Origin of the sequence: Microbacterium sp. B35-30, from assembly GCF_010634855.1 — a bacterium.
Classification (GTDB): domain Bacteria; phylum Actinomycetota; class Actinomycetes; order Actinomycetales; family Microbacteriaceae; genus Microbacterium.
On sequence record NZ_MWLQ01000015.1, the window covers coordinates 25228 to 44387 of the forward strand.

General features: G+C 71.5%; 16 protein-coding genes. 3 read left to right on the forward strand and 13 right to left on the reverse strand.

Going from position 1 to position 19160, the window contains the following annotated elements; genetic code table 11:
* Positions 1–84 precede the first annotated feature (84 nt).
* The 7 genes from B2K11_RS08580 to B2K11_RS08610 all read right to left on the reverse strand — a co-directional run bounded on the left by B2K11_RS08580 (position 85) and on the right by B2K11_RS08610 (position 8240).
* Positions 85–774: a response regulator transcription factor gene (locus tag B2K11_RS08580; RefSeq protein ID WP_163617863.1), complete on the reverse strand. Its 690-nt coding sequence runs from the start codon at positions 772–774 to the stop codon at positions 85–87.
* 10 nt (positions 775–784) lie between these two features.
* Positions 785–3310 carry a DUF4118 domain-containing protein gene (locus tag B2K11_RS08585; protein ID WP_163617864.1) on the reverse strand — a complete coding sequence of 842 codons (2526 nt, stop codon included), beginning with the start codon at positions 3308–3310 and terminating at the stop codon, positions 785–787.
* Positions 3311–3479: 169 nt separating this feature from the next.
* On the reverse strand, positions 3480–4094 hold the full coding sequence (kdpC, locus tag B2K11_RS08590; protein ID WP_163617865.1) for a potassium-transporting ATPase subunit KdpC: 615 nt from the start codon (positions 4092–4094) through the stop codon (positions 3480–3482).
* Between the two features lie 26 nt (positions 4095–4120).
* A complete protein-coding gene (gene kdpB, locus B2K11_RS08595) occupies positions 4121–6325 on the reverse strand; it encodes a potassium-transporting ATPase subunit KdpB (RefSeq protein WP_163617866.1) in 2205 nt (734 codons plus the stop codon).
* Between the two features lie 3 nt (positions 6326–6328).
* A complete protein-coding gene (kdpA, locus tag B2K11_RS08600) occupies positions 6329–8011 on the reverse strand; it encodes a potassium-transporting ATPase subunit KdpA (RefSeq protein ID WP_163617867.1) in 1683 nt (560 codons plus the stop codon).
* Positions 8011–8100 (reverse strand): potassium-transporting ATPase subunit F, encoded by a 90-nt coding sequence (locus B2K11_RS08605; RefSeq protein WP_163617868.1) that lies wholly within the window; start codon positions 8098–8100, stop codon positions 8011–8013. The genes kdpA and B2K11_RS08605 overlap by 1 nt, the downstream gene beginning before the upstream one ends.
* The gene (locus tag B2K11_RS08610) at positions 8097–8240 is read right to left on the reverse strand and encodes a hypothetical protein (protein ID WP_163617869.1); all 144 of its coding nucleotides are present in this window, start codon (positions 8238–8240) and stop codon (positions 8097–8099) included. Before B2K11_RS08610 ends, B2K11_RS08605 begins: the two co-directional genes overlap by 4 nt.
* A gap of 207 nt (positions 8241–8447) precedes the next feature.
* Here B2K11_RS08610 and B2K11_RS08615 point away from each other — a divergent pair, with 207 nt between their 5' ends.
* Positions 8448–8960, forward strand: coding sequence for a toxin-antitoxin system HicB family antitoxin (locus B2K11_RS08615; RefSeq protein WP_163617870.1), 513 nt, complete (start codon positions 8448–8450; stop codon positions 8958–8960).
* 16 nt (positions 8961–8976) lie between these two features.
* Positions 8977–9831 (forward strand): DUF4097 family beta strand repeat-containing protein, encoded by an 855-nt coding sequence (locus B2K11_RS08620; RefSeq protein ID WP_163617871.1) that lies wholly within the window; start codon positions 8977–8979, stop codon positions 9829–9831.
* Between the two features lie 15 nt (positions 9832–9846).
* Here B2K11_RS08620 and sufU read toward each other — a convergent pair whose 3' ends face one another.
* The 6 genes from sufU to B2K11_RS08650 form a co-directional block, all read right to left on the reverse strand.
* Positions 9847–10344 carry a Fe-S cluster assembly sulfur transfer protein SufU gene (gene sufU, locus B2K11_RS08625; RefSeq protein WP_163617872.1) on the reverse strand — a complete coding sequence of 166 codons (498 nt, stop codon included), beginning with the start codon at positions 10342–10344 and terminating at the stop codon, positions 9847–9849.
* Positions 10341–11642 carry a SufS family cysteine desulfurase gene (locus B2K11_RS08630; RefSeq protein WP_204260059.1) on the reverse strand — a complete coding sequence of 434 codons (1302 nt, stop codon included), beginning with the start codon at positions 11640–11642 and terminating at the stop codon, positions 10341–10343. The genes sufU and B2K11_RS08630 overlap by 4 nt, the downstream gene beginning before the upstream one ends.
* A 71-nt stretch (positions 11643–11713) precedes the next feature.
* Complete coding sequence (locus tag B2K11_RS08635; protein WP_204260060.1) at positions 11714–13840, reverse strand: APC family permease; 2127 nt, start codon at positions 13838–13840, stop codon at positions 11714–11716.
* Between the two features lie 158 nt (positions 13841–13998).
* Positions 13999–15225, reverse strand: a complete 1227-nt coding sequence (locus tag B2K11_RS08640; RefSeq protein ID WP_163617873.1) for an amidohydrolase — start codon at positions 15223–15225, stop codon at positions 13999–14001.
* Between the two features lie 328 nt (positions 15226–15553).
* Positions 15554–16573: a LacI family DNA-binding transcriptional regulator gene (locus B2K11_RS08645; protein WP_163617874.1), complete on the reverse strand. Its 1020-nt coding sequence runs from the start codon at positions 16571–16573 to the stop codon at positions 15554–15556.
* A gap of 127 nt (positions 16574–16700) precedes the next feature.
* On the reverse strand, positions 16701–18383 hold the full coding sequence (locus tag B2K11_RS08650; RefSeq protein WP_163617875.1) for an alpha-amylase family glycosyl hydrolase: 1683 nt from the start codon (positions 18381–18383) through the stop codon (positions 16701–16703).
* Positions 18384–18601: 218 nt separating this feature from the next.
* Between B2K11_RS08650 and B2K11_RS08655 the strand changes: the two genes are divergently transcribed.
* Positions 18602–19120 (forward strand): adenine phosphoribosyltransferase, encoded by a 519-nt coding sequence (locus B2K11_RS08655; RefSeq protein ID WP_163617876.1) that lies wholly within the window; start codon positions 18602–18604, stop codon positions 19118–19120.
* Positions 19121–19160 lie beyond the last annotated feature (40 nt).

Consider the following 19160-nt stretch of genomic DNA (forward strand, 5'->3'; position numbering starts at 1 on the left):
CAGGGCTTGGCGCCGCCGCCGACGAGCGCCAGGGCCTCGGCTGACGCTGACGCGGCCAGCCCCGGTCAGGGAGGCGTCGCACCGTCAGGCGGGGTCGGGGGTGTCGGTGAGCAGGCGGTAGCCCATGCCCGACTCGGTGAGCAGGTGCGAGGGGTGGCCGGGGTCGGCCTCGAGCTTCTTGCGCAGCTGTGAGATGTAGAGCCGCAGATAGCCGGTGTCGGCCACCTGCTCGGTGCCCCAGATGTCTTTGAGCAGGGCCTGCCGGGTGACGAGCGACCCGGGGTTGCGGGCGAGGAACTCGAGGATGCGCCACTCCGTCGGCGTCAGATGGACGCGCTCGCCGCTGCGGGTGACGGTCTTCGTCGAGAGGTCGACGACGACGTCGCCGAAGGTCACGACGGGAACTCCGGATGCCGCGCCCACGCGCCGTGACAGTGCCCGCAGCCGTGCGAGCAGCTCGTCGATCTGGAACGGCTTGGTGACGTAGTCGTCGGCGCCGGCATCCAGCGCCTCCACCTTGTCGGCCGAACCCGTGCGGCCCGACACCACGATGATCGGGGCCGTCGTCCAGCCGCGCAGCGCCTGGATGACCTGCACGCCGTCGAGCCGCGGCATCCCGAGGTCCACCATCACGATCTCGGGATGCTCCTTGGCCGCCAGGGCTACCGCCGACGCCCCGTCGGGAGCGGCGACGACCTCGTAGCCGTGGGCGGCGAGGGTGATGCGGAGAGCCCGGACGAGCTGCGGATCGTCGTCGGCGATGAGCACCTTCACGACAGGTCATTCATGAGAGCGGCCTCTCTTCGGCGTGGAGGGGGTCGGCCACGGGCAGCGAGATGACCATGGTGAGGCCGCCTCCCGGAGTGTCTTCGGGGGCGAGCGTACCGCCCATGCCCTCGGTGAAGCCCTTGGACAGGGCGAGCCCGAGACCGAGGCCGGCGGTGTTGTCGGTGTCGCCGAGTCTCTGGAACGGCGTGAACATGTCGTCGCGGCGATCGGGCGAGACCCCGCTGCCGTGGTCGACGACCCGGATCTCGGCGGTGCCCCCGAGGCGGCTCGTCGTCACCCGGACGCGGCTGCCGGCGGGCGTGTAGCGGGCGGCGTTCGCCAGCACATTCACGAGCACGCGCTGCAGGAGCACCGGGTCCGCCTCGACGGACGGAAGCTCCGGGTCGAGGGCGAGCTCGAACCGGTCGGGCCCGGCGCCGAGCTCGTCGAGCGCGGCGAGCACGACTCCCGCGCTGTCGACCGCCTGCAGCGACACGGCGAGCACCCCTGCCTGCACGCGGCTGACGTCGAGCAGATCGGTGACCAGTGCCGACAGCGTCATGAGCGACTCGTCGGCTGTCGCGATCAGCTCGGCCCGGTCTTCGGGCGACAGGTTCGCGCCGGAGGCGCGGAGCCCCCCGACCGCAGCCACGGCAGCCGCGAGCGGGCGGCGCAGATCGTGGCTCACCGCCGACAGCAGGGCGCTGCGAACCTGGTCGGTCTCGGCCAGCAGGCCGGCCCTGCGCGCGGCCGCCGTGAGGTCGGTGTGCTCGAGCGCGGCCGAGAGCTGCGCCGTCACCGCATCGACGAGGCGGCGCTCCGACGCGTCGAGCACGTGGCCGTGCAGCTCGAGCGTGGCCGGCGGGCCGCCGTTGCGGCGGGCGACGGTCACCGCATCGAAGCGCCCGTCGCGCACGGGCTCGCCGTCCGTGGCGAGCACTGAGCCGTCGGCATCCACGAGCCGCACTCCTGCGAGGCCGATCGACTCCCGCGTCCGTGCGATCAGTGCGGGCACCGCCGAGTCGCCGCGCAGGACGCTCCCGGCGACCGTCGCGAGCAGTTCGGCCTCGGCCTCGGCCCGTCGAGCGGCGCGGGCCGCGCGGGCCGCGCGGTCGACGATGAAGCTCACGAGCACCGCGATGACGACGTACAGCAGCAGGGCCCACACGTTCCGCGGATCGGCGATGCCGACCGTGTAGTACGGCGGCACGAAGAAGAAGTTGAGGGTGAGCCCTGACATGACCGCCGCGAAGACGGCCGGCCAGATCCCGCCGACGAGCGAGACCAGCACCACGAGGAGCTGGTACGCCAGGACGTCGCTCGTGATGGTCTCGTCGCTGCGGATGGAGACCAGCAGCCACGTCAGCAGGGGGCCGCCGACGATCGCCAGCAGGAAGCCGAGCAGTCGCCGCTTCATGCTGAGGGCGCCGCCGGTGATGCGCGGCAGCCGGAACCGGTCGCCGGCGGCGGCATGCGTCACGATGTGCACGTCGATGTCGCCGGACTCGCGGATCACCGTCGCGCCGATGCCTGGACCGGTCAGGGCGGCCGCGAGCCGCCCCCGGCGGCTCACCCCGATGACGAGCTGCGTCGCGTTCACCGAGCGGGCGAACTCCACGAGGGATCGCGGGACGTCGTCGCCGACGACCTGGTGGTACGTGCCGCCGAGCGACTCGACCCGTGCACGCTGGGCGGCGAGCGCGCCCGGGTCGCCGGCACGCAGACCGTCCTGGCTCGACACGTGCACCGCGAGCAGCTCGCCGCCGGCCGATCGCGCGGCGATGCGGGCACCGCGGCGCAGCAGCGTCTCGCCCTCCGCCCCGCCGGTGAGCGCGACGACCACGCGCTCGCGCGCCTGCCAGGCGCCTCTGATGCCGTGCTCGGCACGGTACCTCTTGAGCGCGCTGTCGACCTCGTCGGCGAGCCACAGCAGCGCGAGCTCGCGCAGCGCGGTCAGGTTGCCGAGCCGGAAGTAGTTCGACAGCGCCGCGTCGATCCGCTCCGCCGGGTACACCAGCCCGGCCGACAGGCGGTCGCGCAGTGACTGCGGCGACAGGTCGATCACCTCGACCTGATCGGCGGCCCGGACGACGGCATCCGGAACCGTCTCCTGCTGGGCGACGCCCGTGATCTGCTCGACCACCCCGCCGAGCGACTCGATGTGCTGCACGTTGACCGTCGTGATCACGTCGATGCCGGCGTCCAGGAGCGCGTCGACGTCCTGCCAGCGCTTGTGGTGGGGCAGCCCGGGAGCGTTGGTGTGGGCCAGCTCGTCGACGAGCGCGATCGCGGGATGCCGCGCGAGCACGCGCTCGAGATCCATGTCGGTCAGCTCGACCCCGCGATGCGAGATGGTCGTGCGGGGGACGACGGTGAGGCCCTCGACGAGGGCGGCCGTCGCGGCGCGGTCGTGCGTCTCGACGACGGCGATGACGACGTCGCGGCCGTCGTCGGCGAGGCGGCGGCCCTCTTCGAGCATCTCGTACGTCTTGCCGACTCCGGGCGCTGCCCCGAGCAGCACCCGCAGCTTGCCGCGCTTCATGTGGTCACCCTACGACCCTCCTGGTGGTGGCGATTCCGGTCGGTGTTCCAAAAGCGGGTCGGTGACCCGACACGCCGGGCCGCAGCATCCGATGCCGGCGTGTCGGCGTGACGGACCCGACTTTTCTTATGCTGACCGGAGGGGGACGGATGCCGTGGGCCGGGATCGGTCATGAGCCCAGGGCATCGAGCGCGAGGTTGAGCTCGAGCACACTCACGCGGGGATCGCCGAGGTAGCCGAGGTCGCGCTGCTGGGTGTGGGCGTCGACGAGACGGCGTACGTCGGCCTCTTCCAGCCCGCGTGCGTCGGCCACACGGCCGACCTGCAGCTGGGCGTAGGCGGGGCTGATGTGCGGGTCCAGGCCGGAAGCCGATGCAGTGACGGCATCGGCCGGAACCTCGGACACATCGACGCCCTCGAGCTCGGCGATCGCGACCTGGCGGGCCCCGATGGACGCGACGAGGTCGGGGTTCTCGGGACCCAGGTTGGAGCCGCTCGAGGCGCCGCCGTCGTAGCCGTCACCGGCCGCCGAGGGACGCGACTGGAAGTATTCGGGCAGCGCCGCCCCCGAGGCATCCGCGAAGGACTGACCGATGAGCGCCGACCCGACGGTTTCGCCGCGGGCGTCGTGCACCGGCGAGGCGTTCGCCTGCCATGGCAGTGCCAGCTGCGCGATGCCGGTCACGACCAGCGTGTAGCCGACTCCGAGCACGAGGGTGAAGACGAGCATCGCGCGGACGGCGACGCCGGCGGTGCGGAGGGTGGTGCGGGTGGAAGTGGACATGGTGGTCTCCTGTCTGGCTCGAAGGGTCAGAAGCCCGGGATGAGGCTCACGACGAGGTCGATGAGCTTGATGCCGAGGAAGGGGGCGATCACGCCGCCCAGCCCGTACACGAGCAGGTTGCGGCTGAGGATCTGCGAGGCGCTCGCCGGCCGGTACGCCACACCCCGCAGGGCGAGAGGGATGAGGACCACGATGACGACGGCGTTGAAGATGATCGCGCTCGTGACCGCCGAGGCCGGCGAGCTCAGCTGCATCACGTTCAGCGCTGTAAGGCCCGGGAAGACGCCCATGAACATCGCCGGAATGATCGCGAAGTACTTCGCGATGTCGTTGGCGAGCGAGAAGGTCGTGAGGGCGCCGCGCGTGATGAGCAGCTGCTTGCCGATGCGCACGATGTCGATGAGCTTCGTCGGGTCGCTGTCGAGGTCGACCATGTTGCCGGCCTCCTTCGCCGCCGACGTGCCGGTGTTCATCGCGACGCCGACGTCGGCTTGCGCGAGCGCCGGAGCGTCGTTCGTGCCGTCGCCGGTCATGGCGACGAGGTTGCCGCCCCGCTGCTCGCGCCGGATGAGGGCCAGCTTGTCTTCGGGGGTCGCTTCGGCGAGGAAGTCGTCGACGCCGGCCTCCTTCGCGATCGCGGCGGCGGTCAGCGGGTTGTCGCCGGTGACCATGACCGTGCGGATGCCCATCGCGCGCAGCTCGTCGAACCGTTCACGCAGGCCTTCCTTGACGATGTCCTTGAGGTGCACGACGCCGAGCACCCGCGCTTCGGCGGCGGACTCCGTGGACGGGCGAAGGGTGGCGACGACGAGCGGCGTGCCGCCGGACTGCGCGATGGCGTCGGTCTCGGCGGTCAGCAGCGCGCGCGTCGGAGCGCTCACGGGAGCGCCGGATGCCTCGAGCCACGCCAGCACCGCCGAACCCGCGCCCTTGCGCACCTGGGTGCCGTCGGGCAGGTCGACGCCGCTCATGCGGGTCTGCGCTGTGAACGGCACCACGACGGACCCGGCGGGTTCGTCGACGGGTTCGTCGACCGCACCGCCGCGGGTCGCCGCGAGCTCGACCACCGAGACGCCCTCGGGGGTGGGGTCGGCCAGCGACGACAGCGCCGCCGCGTGCGCCAGTTCGGCATCGCCGACGCCTGGCAGCGCGACGAAGTCCGACGCCCGGCGGTTGCCGTAGGTGATCGTGCCGGTCTTGTCGAGGAGGAGGGTCGTGACGTCGCCCGCCGCCTCGACGGCCCGGCCCGACATCGCGAGCACATTGCGCTGCACGAGGCGGTCCATGCCGGCGATGCCGATCGCCGACAGCAGGGCGCCGATCGTCGTCGGGATGAGGCACACCAGCAGTGCCACGAGCACGGGGATGCTGACAGGGGCCGCGGCGTACGACGCGATCGGGTTGAGGGTGAGCACGACGATCACGAACACGATCGACAGACTCGCCAGCAGGATGCCGAGAGCGATCTCGTTGGGCGTCTTCTGGCGGCTCGCACCCTCGACGAGCGCGATCATGCGGTCGACGAACGTCTCGCCCGGCTTCGACGTGATGCGCACGACGATGCGGTCCGAGAGCACGCGGGTGCCTCCGGTGACCGCCGAGCGGTCGCCGCCCGACTCGCGCACGACCGGAGCCGACTCGCCGGTGATCGCCGACTCGTCGACCGTGGCGATGCCCGCGATGATGTCGCCGTCGCCGGGAATGAGTTCGCCGGCCGACACCACCACGACGTCGCCGAGACGCAGGTCGGCCGAGGAGACCTCGACGACGTCGGCGCGGCCGGCCGCGGCATCCGTTGTCCGGACATCGCCGGTAACCAGGTGAGCCGTCGTCGACGTGCGGGTCTGGCGCAGCGTCGCGGCCTGCGCCTTGCCGCGGCCCTCGGCGACCGACTCCGCAAGGTTCGCGAACAGCACCGTGAGCCAGAGCCACACGGCGATGCCCCACGTGAAGCCGAAGGGCACCGCGGTGCCGCCGGATGGCTCGGGGCCGCCGAGGAACGGCTCGGCGATCGCGATGGCCGTCGTGAGTGCGGCGCCGACCCACACCAGGAACATGACGGGGTTGCGCCAGAGTGCGACCGGGTCGAGGCGCCGGAAGGCGCCGGGAAGAGCGGCCCACAGCTGCGCGGCGCCGAAGGCGCGGGAGGATGCCTCCGTCCGAGCAGGCTGGGGATGCCGGGCGGGACCCTGAACGGGGTCGGGCGTCGAGACGAGCGTGGAGGTGGACATGAGTCAGACGAGCCCTTCCGCCAGGGGAGCCAGCGTGAGAACGGGGAAGTAGGTGAGTGCGGTGATGACGACCGCGACGACGGCCAGCAGGCCGACGAACTGCGGGCGGTGGGTGGGCAGCGTGCCGGCGCTCGACGGCGTCGACTTCTGGGCGGCGAGCGAGCCGGCGAGAGCCAGCACGAGCACGATCGGGACGATCCGGCCGAGCAGCATCGCGACGCCGAGCGCCGTGTTGAGCCAGGGGGTGTTGGCGGTGAGCCCGGCGAAGGCCGAGCCGTTGTTGTTGGCCGCTGACGTGAAGGCGTAGAGCACCTCGCCGAGGCCGTGCACGCCGGGGTTCCAGATCGACGTCGACTCGACATCCGCTCGGATCGCCGGGATGCCGAAGCTGAGCGCCGTGCCGGCGAGCACGAGCACCGGGGTCACGAGGATGTACAGGCTCGCGAGCTTGATCTGCGCCGGGCCGATCTTCTTGCCGACGTACTCGGGGGTGCGGCCGACGAGGAGCCCGCCGACGAACACGGCGATGACGGCGAGCACGAGCATGCCGTAGAGCCCCGACCCCACGCCGCCCGGTGCGACCTCGCCGAGCATCATGTTGATCAACGGGATCATGCCGCCCAGCGCCGTGTACGAGTCGTGCATCGAGTTGACCGCGCCGGTCGAGGTGAGCGTGGTGGCACCGGCGAACAGCGTCGAGCCGAAGATGCCGAAGCGCGCCTCCTTGCCCTCCATCGCGGTGCCGGCGAGCTGCGGCGCGGTGCCCAGCCCGAGCGACTCGAGCCACGTCAGCGCGACGATCGAAACGACGGCGATCGACGCCATCACGGCGAGGATCGCGTATCCCTGCCGGTCATCGCCCACGATGCGGCCGAATGCGCGCGGCATCGCGACGGGGAGCGCGAGCAGCAGCAGGATCTCGAGCAGGTTCGACCATGGCGTGGGGTTCTCGAACGGGTGGGCCGAGTTCGCGTTGAAGAAGCCGCCGCCGTTGGTGCCGAGGAGCTTGATCGCCTCCTGCGAGGCGACCGGTCCACCCGGGATCACCTGCGTGCCGCCGGTCACCGTGGCGACCTCGGCGAAGCCGTTGGCGTTCTGCACGACGCCGGCGAGCACGAGTGCGATGGCCGAGACGACCGCCAACGGCAGCAGCAGACGGGTGAGACCGCGGGTCAGGTCGACCCAGAAGTTGCCGATGGTCGCCGAACCCCGCCGAGCGAAGCCGCGGACGAGCGCGACCGCGACCGCGATCCCGACGGCCGCCGACACGAAGTTCTGCACCGCGAGGCCGGCGAGCTGCACGGTGTAGCCCATCGTGAGCTCGGGCGAGTAGGACTGCCAGTTCGTGTTGGTGACGAACGAGATCGCGGTGTTGAAGGCGAGGCCCTCGGGCACCGCCGGCAGGCCGAGCGAGTACGGCAGCAGACCCTGCAGCCGCTGCAGCGCATAGACGAAGAGCACGCCCACGATCGAGAACGCGAGCACGCCGCGGGTGTAGACCTGCCAGGTCTGCTCGGAGCGAGGATCGACGCCGACGAGCCGGTACAGCCCGCGCTCGACGCGCGCGTCCTTCTGGGTCGTGTAGACGTGCGCGATCCAGTCCCCGAGCGGCCGGTACAGCAGTGCGAGGATCAGCAGCAGGGTCGCCAGCTGCAGGATGCCGGTGAGCACGGTCGCGGCATCCATCAGAACTTCTCCGGGTTGACGAGGGCGACCAGCAGGTAGGCGATCGCCGCCAGGGCGAGGACTCCCGCGACGAGTGAGAAGACGATCATCGGCTCCCCTCCTCGCCGCGCATCGCGTCGTGCGGAGCGGTGGCCCGGTCAGGGGCCGCCAGCTTCTCGGCGCCCCGGGCGATCAGCCACACGAGCGCGAAGAGCGCGAGCGTCAGGGCGAGGTAGATGACATCGAGCACAGGAACTCCCGGATGGTGCGGTCCGCGCGGCGGACCCTGCGGTCGCCCGCGGTGCGGCGGGCGTGAATCCGATGCAACTCCCGAGCGGATGCCGCAGCCGCCGTCCTCACGGAATCCGAACGCCGCGCGGCCCGACGCTCACGGTCCCCAGGCGCTCCGCTCGAGTCCGACGTTGACGTGACGCCATTGTGATGTCACTCTGACGTCATGCAGATCGCCGGTCATGTCGAAGAGCTCCAGCGACAGCTCGCGGCGGCTTCGGCCACGGGTGGGACGGAGACCGCCGAAGTTGCCGCGCGTCTGGCCGCCGCGCTCGAGCCTGCCGCGCGGCTGGCGATCCTCGAGGCCCTGTCAGAGGCGGCGGGCGAGATCACGCGCGAGCTCGCGCCGGGCTCCGTCGATGTGCGCCTGCGCGGTCGCGAGGTCGACTTCGTCGTGTCGCGCCCCGGCGCCGAGTCCGCCCCGACGGCAGCGAGCGCCAGCGGGCCGGTCACCGTCGCCTCGGCGTCGGCGGCGGCATCCGTCGACGACGCCGACGACGCCACCGCCCGCACGACCCTGCGGCTGCCGGACTCGCTCAAGGTCCGCGCCGAAGCCGCCGCCGCGGCGGAAGGACTGTCGCTCAACACCTGGCTCGTGCGCGCCGTGACGGCCGCGCTCGATCCGGCGTCGGACGCCCCGGCGCGCACGAGCGCGTCGTACATCGGCTGGGTGCGCTGAGGAAGGGCGTGCGCTGATGACGACGTTTCCGGTGTCGGGTCCGGCCGCCGTGCGCATCGAACTGCAGATGGGGCGCATCGACGTCGTCGCCGAGCAGCGCCGCGACCTCGCGGTCGACGTGGGTCCGGCCAACCCGCATCGCAACGGCGACCGCAGCGCCGCCGACGCCGTGCGGGTGATCCACTCGGGATCCGACCTGCGCATCGTCGGCCCCGTGCGGTTCACCTTGTTCGGCTCAGGCGATTCGGTCGACGTCTCGGTGCGTGTGCCGACCGGTTCCGACGTGTCGCTGGCCCTCAAGTACGGGTCGATCCGCGTCGCCGGCGCGGTCGGCACCGCGCGCATCGCGCTCGACTACGGCGATGCCACCCTCGAGCGCACCGGCCGCGCCGACCTCGGTCTCGGCCATGGCGAGCTGCGGGTGGAGCACGTCCGCGGCGACGCGGACGTCAGCATCAGCTCGGGCCGTGCGCGCATCGGCATCGTGGATGGCGCACTGCGACTGAAGGGATCGGATGCCGGCATCGACGTCGGCTCCGTCTCGGGCGTCGCCGACATCGCGACCTCGAGCGGTGTCGTCCATCTCGGCGATCCCGGGCCGGCACTCACCGTCCGCTCGGCCTACGGGCCGGTGCGGATCGGCGACCTCAACGGCGGGACGGCACGGATCGAGGCGTCGTACGGCGCGGTGACGCTCGGCATCCGCTCGGGCACGGCGGTGTGGCTGGACGCGTCCAGCCAGCACGCCGCGGTGCGCAACGAGCTCGCCGCCGCCACCGGCCCGATCGAGGGCGAGGCCTCTCTGGAGCTGTACGCGCGCACGGGGTACGGCGACATCACCGTGCACCGCACGCACCCGGTCGCCGGCTGACGGCGTTCTTCGGCGTCAGGCGCGGGCGGCGGCGTCCTCGAACGCGACCCACGCGAGCATGGCGCACTTCACGCGGGCGGTGAACTTCGAGACGCCCGACAGCGCGGCGGCGTCGCCGTACACCTCTTCGTCGAGCGGGGTCTCGCCGCGTGAGCGCAGCGCCTCGCGGAAGCCCTCGACGAGAGCGGATGCCTCGGCCCGCGGCATCCGTCCCTCCTCTTCGATCAGCGCGGCGAGCATGGATGCCGAGGCCTGCGAGATCGAGCAGCCGGCGCCGTCCCACGTCACCTCGTCGACCGTGCTGCCGTCGTCGGACAGGCGGACGCGGAGCGTGATCTCGTCGCCGCAGATCGGGTTGCGCTGGTATGACATGGCGACCCGGCCGGTGTCGGCGGGGTCATCGGCGGCTCCGGCGGCGGTTTCGGTGGTGGCTGCGGCGAGGAGCACCTTGCCGTGCGGGCGCTTGGAGTGGTCGAGGATCAGCTCCTGGTACAGCGACTCGAGGCCGTTCATGCGCCGGCTCCGAAGAACCCGCGCACACCCGAGAGCGCGTCGAGGAACACGTCCGCGTCGTCGGCGGTGTTGTAGAGCGCCGTCGACGCGCGCACCGACGCGGTGAGCCCGAATCGGCGGTGCAGGGGCTGGGCGCAGTGGTGCCCGACGCGCACCGCGACGCCGCGGGCGTCCAGGAACTGGCCGACGTCGTGCGCGTGGACGCCCTCGACGTCGAACGACCACAGTCCGACCCGCTCCGCGCCCGGCGCATCGCCGAGCAGGCGGATGCCGGGGATCGACCGCAGCCCCTCGCCCAGCCGGGCCTCCAGCGCCTTCTCGTGCGCGTGCAACGTGCTCATGCCGACGCCGTCGAGGTAGCGGACCGCGGCCGCGAGGCCGATCGCCTGCGACACCGGCTGCGTGCCCGCCTCGAACCGCTGCGGCGGCGGCAGGTACGAGGCCTCGTCGAGCGTCACCGTCGTGATCATCGACCCGCCGGTGAGGAACGGCGGCAGCGCCTCGAGCACGTCGGCGCGGCCGTAGAGGCCTCCGACGCCGTACGGTCCGAGCATCTTGTGGCCCGAGAACACCGCGAGGTCGACCCCGAGGCCCGGGAGGTCAAGGGGCAGATGTGGCGCGGACTGGCAGGCGTCGAGCACGGTCACTGCGCCGACGGACTGGGCCAGGGCGACGAGCTCGGCCACCGGGTTCACGATGCCCAGCACGTTCGAGACGTGCGTGAACGCGACGATGCGCGTGCGCTCACCAATGACGGCGGCTGCGGCATCCATGTCCAGCGTCCCGTCGTCGTGGACGGGGATGTGACGCAGCACGGCGCCGTTGCGCGCGGCCAGCTCCTGCCAGGGGATGAGGTTCGCGTGGTGCTCGGTCTCGGTCACGACGATCTCGTCGCCGGGCTGCAGCGCGAAGCGGGCGGATGCCGGAGCGCCGCGCCCGACCGACGCGTTGCCGATCGCGTAGGCCACGAGGTTGAGCCCGGCAGTCGCACCGCTGGTCCACACCAGCTGCTCGGGCCGTGCGCCGACGAAACCGGCGACGGTGGCGCGCGCGTCTTCGAAGAGCTCGGTCGCCTCGGCGGCGAGGGTGTGCGCGCCGCGGTGGACGGCGGAGTTCGCGCGGGTGAGGAAGTCCACCTCGGCGTCGATGACCGCCTGCGGCTTCTGGCTCGTCGCGCCCGAGTCGAGGTAGACCAGGCGCTCGCCGTTGACGCGCTCGCCGAGGATCGGGAAGTCCGCGCGGAGCGCCGCGGCGTCCAGGAGCGCGGCCGGCGAAGGGGCAGAAGCGGAAAGGGTCACCCTTCAAGGCTACGCGGGATGCCGCCGCCCGGCGCGGGCTCGCGTGACACCGTCGCGTGAGACGCCCGCGGTCAGCGCTGCGCCGGGACCGGCGGCTCAGCCCCGTCCGCCTTCTCGGGCGGTCCGGCCGGGCGGATGACCCGCCGGCCCACGCGATTGACCTCGGGCGCCGACATCCGACCCGCGCGGTCGTCGCCGGGAAGCGCCCGCGAGCGGCGCCCGTATATGAGCTCGGACGAATCCAGCAGCCACGGCACCAGCGTGATCGAGACGCCGTGCACCAGCATGAGCTGCTGCGCGATGCGGCGGGCGCGGCGGTTGTGCAGGATCGACTCCCACCAGTGGCCGACGATGTACTGCGGCAGGTAGACGGTGACCACCGCGGACCCGTTCTGCTGCCGGTATGCCTTGACGAACTCGGCGATCGGGCTGGCGTAGGTGCGGTACGGCGACTCGATGATCTTCAGCGGGATGGGCATGCGGTGCGCCCGCCATTCCGCCTCGAGGGCCGCGGAATCCTCCTTCGTCACCGAGATGTGCACCGCGAACGTCTTGTCGTGCTTGGCGGCCAGGGCGTAGTCGACCGCCTTCACGACCGGCTTCTGCAGCTTGTTCACGAGGATCAGGGCGACGTCGCCCGTCGAGCCGAAGTGGGTGCGGTCGTCCATCGCGATCTCGTGCTCGACGTCGCGGTAGTAGCGGTGCACGCCGATCATGAGGAACGACAGCACCGGGATCGCGAGGAAGATCAGCCACGCGCCGTGCGTGAACTTCGTGACGGTCACGATTATCAGGACGGATGCCGTCATGGTGGCGCCGAGCGAGTTGATGAACAGGCCCTTGCGCAGACCGAACAGCTCGGAGCGGACCGCCCTGCTGCTGCGCTCATCGGCGGGAAGCTCGCGGATCGCCTTCAGCCCCCGCCGCCAGTGCCGGATCATGCCGATCTGACCGAGCGTGAACGAGACGAAGACGCCGATGATGTACAGCTGGATGAGGTTCGTCAGGTTCGCCTGGTAGACGATGAGCACGCCGATCGCGACCAGGCCCAGGATGATCATGCCGTTGGAGTACACCAGGCGGTCGCCGCGGGTGTTGAGCGCCTTGGGTGCGTAGCCGTCGCGGGCGAGCACCGACCCCAGCAGCGGGAACCCGTTGAACGCCGTGTTCGCCGCGAGCAGCAGCACGATCGCGGTCGCGGCCTGGATGACGAAGAACGGGATCGAGTTCATGCCGAACACGGCCGACGACACCTGCGCCATGAGGCTCGGCTGCGGGTTCGCGCAGTCGAAGCCGATGAGGTCGCAGGGGTTCTCGGCGTAGTGCACGCCCGCCACCAGCGCGATGGCGGTGAGCCCGGAGAAGAGGAGGATCGCGATCCCGCCCATGAGCGCGAGCGTGGTCTGCGCGTTGCGCACCTTGGGCGTGCGGAACGCCGGCACGCCGTTCGAGACGGCCTCGACGCCCGTCAGCGCCGAGCAGCCGCTCGAGAACGCTCGCAGCACCAGCAGGATGACGGCCGCCTGGGTGAGGTCCTGGGTCTCGACCGCGTAGTGCGCGCTCGACGCCACCGGCGGTTCGCCCATCACGACCTGGAACAGTCCGACGACGATCATGACCCCGACCGACCCGATGAAGACGTACGTCGGGATCGCGAACGCGCGTGAGGCCTCGCGCACGCCCCGCAGGTTCATGAGGACGATCAGGATGACGAAGCCCACCGCCATCTCGACGCGGAACGGGTTGAGACCCGGCAGCGCCGAGATGATGTTGTCGACGCCGGAGGCCACCGACACCGCGACGGTGAGGGCGTAGTCGACCGCGAGAGCCGCGGCCACGACCACGCCCGGGATCTCGCCCAGGTTCTTGCGGGCGACCTCGTAGTCGCCGCCGCCGGACGGGTAGGCCTTGATGAGCTGTCGGTAGCTGATCACCACGACGGTGAGGAGCACCACCACCGCGGCCGCGATCCACGGGGCGAAGGCGAGGAACGCCAGGCCACCGGTCAGGAGGATGAGGAGGAGCTCCTGCGGCGCGTAGGCGACGGACGACAGCGCGTCGGAGGCGAAGATCGGCAGCGCCCTCTTCTTCGGAAGCAGGTGCTCGTCGGTATCGGTGGACGCCAGGGGATCGCCCAGGATGAGGCGCTTGGCCTTCGGCGCCTCGTCTACCGACGGCTCACGGCTTTCGTTCGTCACGGCCCGTAACGCTACGCGCGAGGACTTCGCGAGGACGCATCCGGGCAGCGATCCTCACGGAATCCATGCACCGGGCGGACACGGTCGGCACCGGCCGCACCCGGGGCAGCGGCCGCAGCGGGGTGACGGATGCCGCGACCCGCGGCATCCGCTCGCCCTCAGGCGGTGGGGGCGTCGAGGAACTCCCGCGCGGCGACCACGAGCGCGTCGACGCCGCGGCTCAGCGTGGGCTGCAGCACGGGCGCGAAGAAGGGCGAGTGGTTGGTGGGGATGTCGCGCTCGACCGTGCCGGCGGCGAACGCCTCGGCGAACGCTGCGGCGTCGGCACCGCCCCAGAACCAGAAGACCAGCGGAACACCGGCCTCGCGGGCGAACCACGACACGTCCTCACTGCCGGTGAACATGCCGGGGTCGATGACGGTGCCCTCGCCGAACGCGGCGTCGAAGGCGGCGGTGAGACGTTCGGTCGCGGCGACATCGTTGATCGTCGGCGGAAGCGTGTGGTCGGTGACGATCACCGGGGGGTGCTCGGCGCCGGACGCCTGGGCCTCGGCACGCACGATGCGTTCCACCTTCTCGAGCACGCGGGCGCGCGCCTCGTCGTCGGGGTAGCGCAGGCTCAGCTCGAGCTTCGCCTCGGCGGGGATGATGTTGTTCTTGAGGCCGGCGTGGATCGAGCCGACGGTGACGACGGCGACGTCGCGCGGGTCGACCTCGCGCGACACGATGGTCTGCAGGCGCATGACGGTGGCCGCCGCCATCACGACCGGGTCGATGGTCGCCTGGGGCCGGGAGCCGTGGCCGCCCCGACCCAGCAGGGTGACGGTGAGTCCGTCGGATGCCGCCATCTGCGTGCCGCTGCGGACGCCGATGGTTCCCGCGGGCAGCGGCGTGACGTGCTGGCCGAGCACGATGTCGGGCTTCGGGAAGCGGTCGAGCACGCCGTCCGCGATCATCGCCTGCGAGCCGGCGCCGTACTCCTCGGCAGGCTGGAAGACGGCGACGACAGTGCCCGACCACTCGTCCTTCGTGGCGACCAGTCGCTCGAGCGCTCCGAGCAGCGCGGTGACGTGCATGTCGTGGCCGCACGCGTGCATCACCGGCACGTCGTTGCCGGACGGGTCGGTGCCGCGGGCGGTGCTGGCGTACTCGAGGCCGGTCTGCTCGGGCACGGGCAGGGCGTCCATGTCGGCGCGGAGCCACACGACGGGGCCCTCGCCGTTGCGGATCACGGACGCGACGCCGGTCTTGCCGATGCCCTCCTCGAACTCGATGCCCAGTTCGGTGAGGCGCTGCGTGATCACACCCGCCGTGCGGGTCTCCTGGAAGGACAGCTCCGGATGCCGGTGCAGATCGATGTAGAGCGCTTCGAGGTCGAGGGTCATGGGCTCGAGCCTATCCGCGGCGTCGCGGGCCTGCCGCCCGGCCCCGGCGTCGCGACACGCGCCTACGCGTCGGGCGCTGCCGCATGCGGTTGGGGTGTCACGACATGCCGTGTCGAGGCGGGCGTTGCGGCGTGTTGTGACCCCCGGAAGCGCCGCGGGGCGCCGGGCCTCGGTTGAGGTGTCACGACCTGTGGTTCGAGGCGAGAGCGCGAAAAAGTCGGGTCGGTGACGGCGACGCGCCGTGGATGGATGCCGGGTGCCGGCGTGTCGTGTGACGGGCCATGCTTTCGGCAGAACCGCGAGGGGTTCCGAGGGCCGGCCAAGGGGGTCAGGAGGGGAGGCGTGCGGTCGATGCGCGCACGATGAGCTCGTACGGCAGTTCGCCGGGCCGGTGCGGCGGGGCGTCGGAGTCCGCGGGTTCGAGGGCCTCGAGGATCGCGTCGGCGGCCCGCTCGCCCTGGCCGAGGGGGAACTGGTCGACCGTGGTCAGACGGAAGAACTCGCCGAGCTCGTGGCCGTCGATGCCGATGACCGAGAGGTCCTCGGGCACGCGGTAGCCGAGCTCGCGTGCGGCCAGCAGCGCCCCGATCGCCATCTCGTCGGATGCCGCGAAGATCGCGGTCGGCCGGCCGCCCGGCTTTCCGAGCAGCTGCTTGGCGGCGCGGAAGCCGCCCTCGATCGTGAAGTCGGCGGGCTCGAACAGTGACGGGCGGACGGTGATGCCGGCATCCGCCAGCGCCTGTTCGAAGCCCTGGCGACGCTGCGTCGGGATGTGGAAGTCGATGTCGAACTCGGGGCTCGCGCCGATGTGCGCGATCTCTCGGTGGCCGAGGGCGAGGAGGTGCTCGGTGGCCAGGCGGGCGACGGCGACGTCGTCGACCGTGAGCGTGGTGAGGCGCGGGTTGGGCCCGCCGATGGCGATCACCGGCAGGTCGAGCGCCACCAGCCGCTCGGTCTCGTCCTCGCCGAGCTCCAGCGAGATGGCGATGACGCCGTCCACGCGCTGACGCCGGAGGAATGTGTCGAAGATGTCGCGACGCTCCGCCCGATCGGCGGTGAGGCTGTACAGCGTGATGTCGTAGCCGCGGCGCATGAGGGCCGACGCGATGCCGCTCAGCACCGTCGAGAAGAACCAGCGGTCGAGGAACGGCACGAGCACGCCGATGTTGCGCATGCGCCCCGACGCGAGGCTCGAGGCGGATGCCGACACCACGTAGCCGAGGCTCTTCGCGGCCGCCTCCACCTTCGCCTTGGCGCCGGCCGAGACGTGGCCCCGCCCGCTCAGCGCGCGCGAGACGGTCGCCGTCGAGACGCCCGCCTGGCGGGCGACCTCGTCGATGCTGACCACGCCGTCACCTCTCTCCGCCCGGGTTGACTTGCCCCATGTGTACAACACGCGCGGCGTGTCGCGTGCATATAAGGCAAGTCAACGAGCGTGTTCGTGCCCGGAGGCCGCCATGCCCGGAGGCTCCGGCTCAGTCGTTCGTCAGCCAGACAGTCGTGTCGGCCGGCAGTTCGCCGCCCACGATCGGACCGCTCGACGCGATCACGATACCGCTCGGCAGCGCGATCGGCGTGGAACCGGTGTTGGCGATCACGGTGACATTCCCGTTGCGGAATGCGACGGCATCCGTTCCGTAGCCGTCGATCCACTCGAGCGAGCCGGCGCCGAGTGCCCGGGCGCGTCGTTCGGCGAGGAGCGTCCGGTACAGCTCGAGCGTCGATCCCTCGACCCCGGACTGGGCGCTGCGGGCCAGCGTGGCCCACTCGGCCGGCTGCGGCAGCCACGAGGCACCGGTGGGGCTGAAGCCGTAGGCGGGGGCATCCGCGGTCCACGGGATCGGCACGCGGCAGCCGTCGCGACCGTACCGCTCGCCGTTCGTGCGGAACCACGTCGGGTCCTGACGGGCGGAACCGGGGATGTCGATGACCTCGGGCAGGCCGAGCTCCTCGCCCTGGTACAGGTACGCCGAGCCGGGCAGCGCGAGCATGAGCGTCGTCGCGGCGCGGGCGCGGGCGAGGCCGACCTCGGGGATCGGCTGGCCGGGGGACTCGGGGCCGATGCCGTGACCCTGCGGGTTCTCGGCGGTCAGCGCGAGGCGCGACGCGTGGCGCACGACGTCGTGGTTCGACAGCACCCACGTGCTCGGTGCGCCGACGCCCGGGAAAGCCCGCAGCGACACGTCGATGACCTTGCGCAGATGAGCGGCGTTCCACTCGGTGGAGAGGTAGGGGAAGTTGAAGGCCTGGTGCATCTCGTCGGAGCGCACCCACTGCGCCGTGCGCTCGGCGGTCGGCAGCCACGCCTCGGCGGCCAGGGCGCGGTCGCCCTGGTACTCCTCGAGGATCTTCCGCCAGTCGCGGTAGACCTCGTGCACGGCATCCTGGCCCCAGTAGGGCACGTTCTCCTCTTCGCCGCCCATCGATCCGGCCTCGGGGTCGGGGATGTAGTCGGGGAGGCCCTCGGCCTTGATCAGGCCGTGGGCGACGTCGACGCGGAAGCCGTCGACGCCGCGGTCGAGCCAGAAGCGCAGGATGCGGCGGAACTCCTCGCGCACCTCCTCGTTCGACCAGTCGAAGTCGGGCTGCGACGAGTCGAAGAGGTGCAGATACCACTGGCCGGGCCGGCCGTCGGGCTCGACGACGCGCGTCCAGGCCGGACCGCCGAAGACCGACTCCCAGTTGTTCGGCGGGAGCTCGCCGTGCGCGCCCTGTCCGTCGCGGAACATGTAGCGCCCACGCTCGGCGCTGCCGGGAGCGGCGACGAGCGCCTGCTGGAACCACTCGTGCTGGTCGGACGAGTGGTTCGGCACCAGATCGACGATGACACGGATGCCGCGGTCATGGGCCCCGGCGAGCATCGCGTCGAAGTCGGCCAGCGTGCCGAACAGCGGGTCGACGTCGCAGTAGTCGCTGACGTCGTAGCCGGCGTCCTTCTGCGGCGACCGCTGGAACGGGCTCAGCCAGATCGCGTCGACGCCGAGGCTCTTCAGGTCGTCGAGGCGCGAGGTGATGCCCGGCAGGTCGCCGATGCCGTCGCCCGACGCGTCGGCGAAGGAGCGGGGGTAGATCTGGTAGATGACGGCGGTGCGCCACCATTCGCCGCCGATGGGGGCGAGGAACGCGTCCGTGCGCTCAGCGGTCTCTGCGGAAGTCATCGGGCCAGTCTACTGCAAGCGCTTACAGTGTGACGCGGCGCCGGCGCCGGCTCCTCAACTGAGGAACGGCGAGGCTTCTCAATTGAGGAACGGCGCGGGCGCTTGGTTGAGCAAGGACGCAAGTCCTCGGCTGAGGAACGGCGCGGGCGCCGGACGCGCCGCGGTGGTGGCGGAAGCGCGGAGGCGGCGGAGATGGAGCCCGGGCGTAGGGTGGGCGAGTGCCGTCAGAAGCCCTCACACGCGCCGAATCCCTCATCCGCACGATCCCCGACTACCCCGAGCCGGGCGTGCTGTTCCGCGACATCACGCCGCTGCTGGCGGATGCTCGCGCCCTGCGCACGGTCATCCACGCGATGATCGCCCCGTTCGAGGGATCGTTCGACGTGGTCGCCGGGGTCGAGGCGCGCGGGTTCCTGCTCGCCGGCGCCGTGGCGATGGAGGCCGGTGTGGGCCTGGTGCCGATCCGCAAGGCCGGCAAGCTGCCGCTGCCCGCGGCATCCGTCACCTACGTGCTCGAGTACGGCACCGCCACGATCGAGGCGCACGACGACATCGCCGAGGGCAGCCGCGTGCTGCTGGTCGACGACGTGCTCGCCACCGGGGGCACCCTGGTCGCCGCCCATCAGCTGGTCGGCGAGCTCGGCGGCGTCGTCGTCGGCACGGCGGTGCTGATGGAGCTGACCGCGCTCGGTGGCCGCGAGGTCGTCGGCGACGTGCACACGGTTTTCACCGGCTGACCTCGTCATCGAGCCGACGGTCTGCGCCGGGTGCGGGGCG

Bases quoted from the DNA above. Each gene is read 5' to 3' on its own strand.
- B2K11_RS08620 (WP_163617871.1), top strand. From the start codon at position 8,977: ATGACGACGTTTCCGGTGTCGGGTCCGGCCGCCGTGCGCATCGAACTG.
- sufU (WP_163617872.1), bottom strand. From the start codon at position 10,344: ATGAACGGCCTCGAGTCGCTGTACCAGGAGCTGATCCTCGACCACTCC.
- kdpB (WP_163617866.1), bottom strand. From the start codon at position 6,325: ATGTCCACCTCCACGCTCGTCTCGACGCCCGACCCCGTTCAGGGTCCC.
- B2K11_RS08585 (WP_163617864.1), bottom strand. From the start codon at position 3,310: ATGAAGCGCGGCAAGCTGCGGGTGCTGCTCGGGGCAGCGCCCGGAGTC.
- kdpC (WP_163617865.1), bottom strand. From the start codon at position 4,094: ATGTCCACTTCCACCCGCACCACCCTCCGCACCGCCGGCGTCGCCGTC.
- kdpA (WP_163617867.1), bottom strand. From the start codon at position 8,011: ATGGATGCCGCGACCGTGCTCACCGGCATCCTGCAGCTGGCGACCCTG.
- B2K11_RS08640 (WP_163617873.1), bottom strand. From the start codon at position 15,225: ATGACCCTCGACCTCGAAGCGCTCTACATCGATCTGCACCGGCATCCG.
- B2K11_RS08650 (WP_163617875.1), bottom strand. From the start codon at position 18,383: ATGACTTCCGCAGAGACCGCTGAGCGCACGGACGCGTTCCTCGCCCCC.
- B2K11_RS08615 (WP_163617870.1), top strand. From the start codon at position 8,448: ATGCAGATCGCCGGTCATGTCGAAGAGCTCCAGCGACAGCTCGCGGCG.
- B2K11_RS08605 (WP_163617868.1), bottom strand. From the start codon at position 8,100: ATGATCGTCTTCTCACTCGTCGCGGGAGTCCTCGCCCTGGCGGCGATC.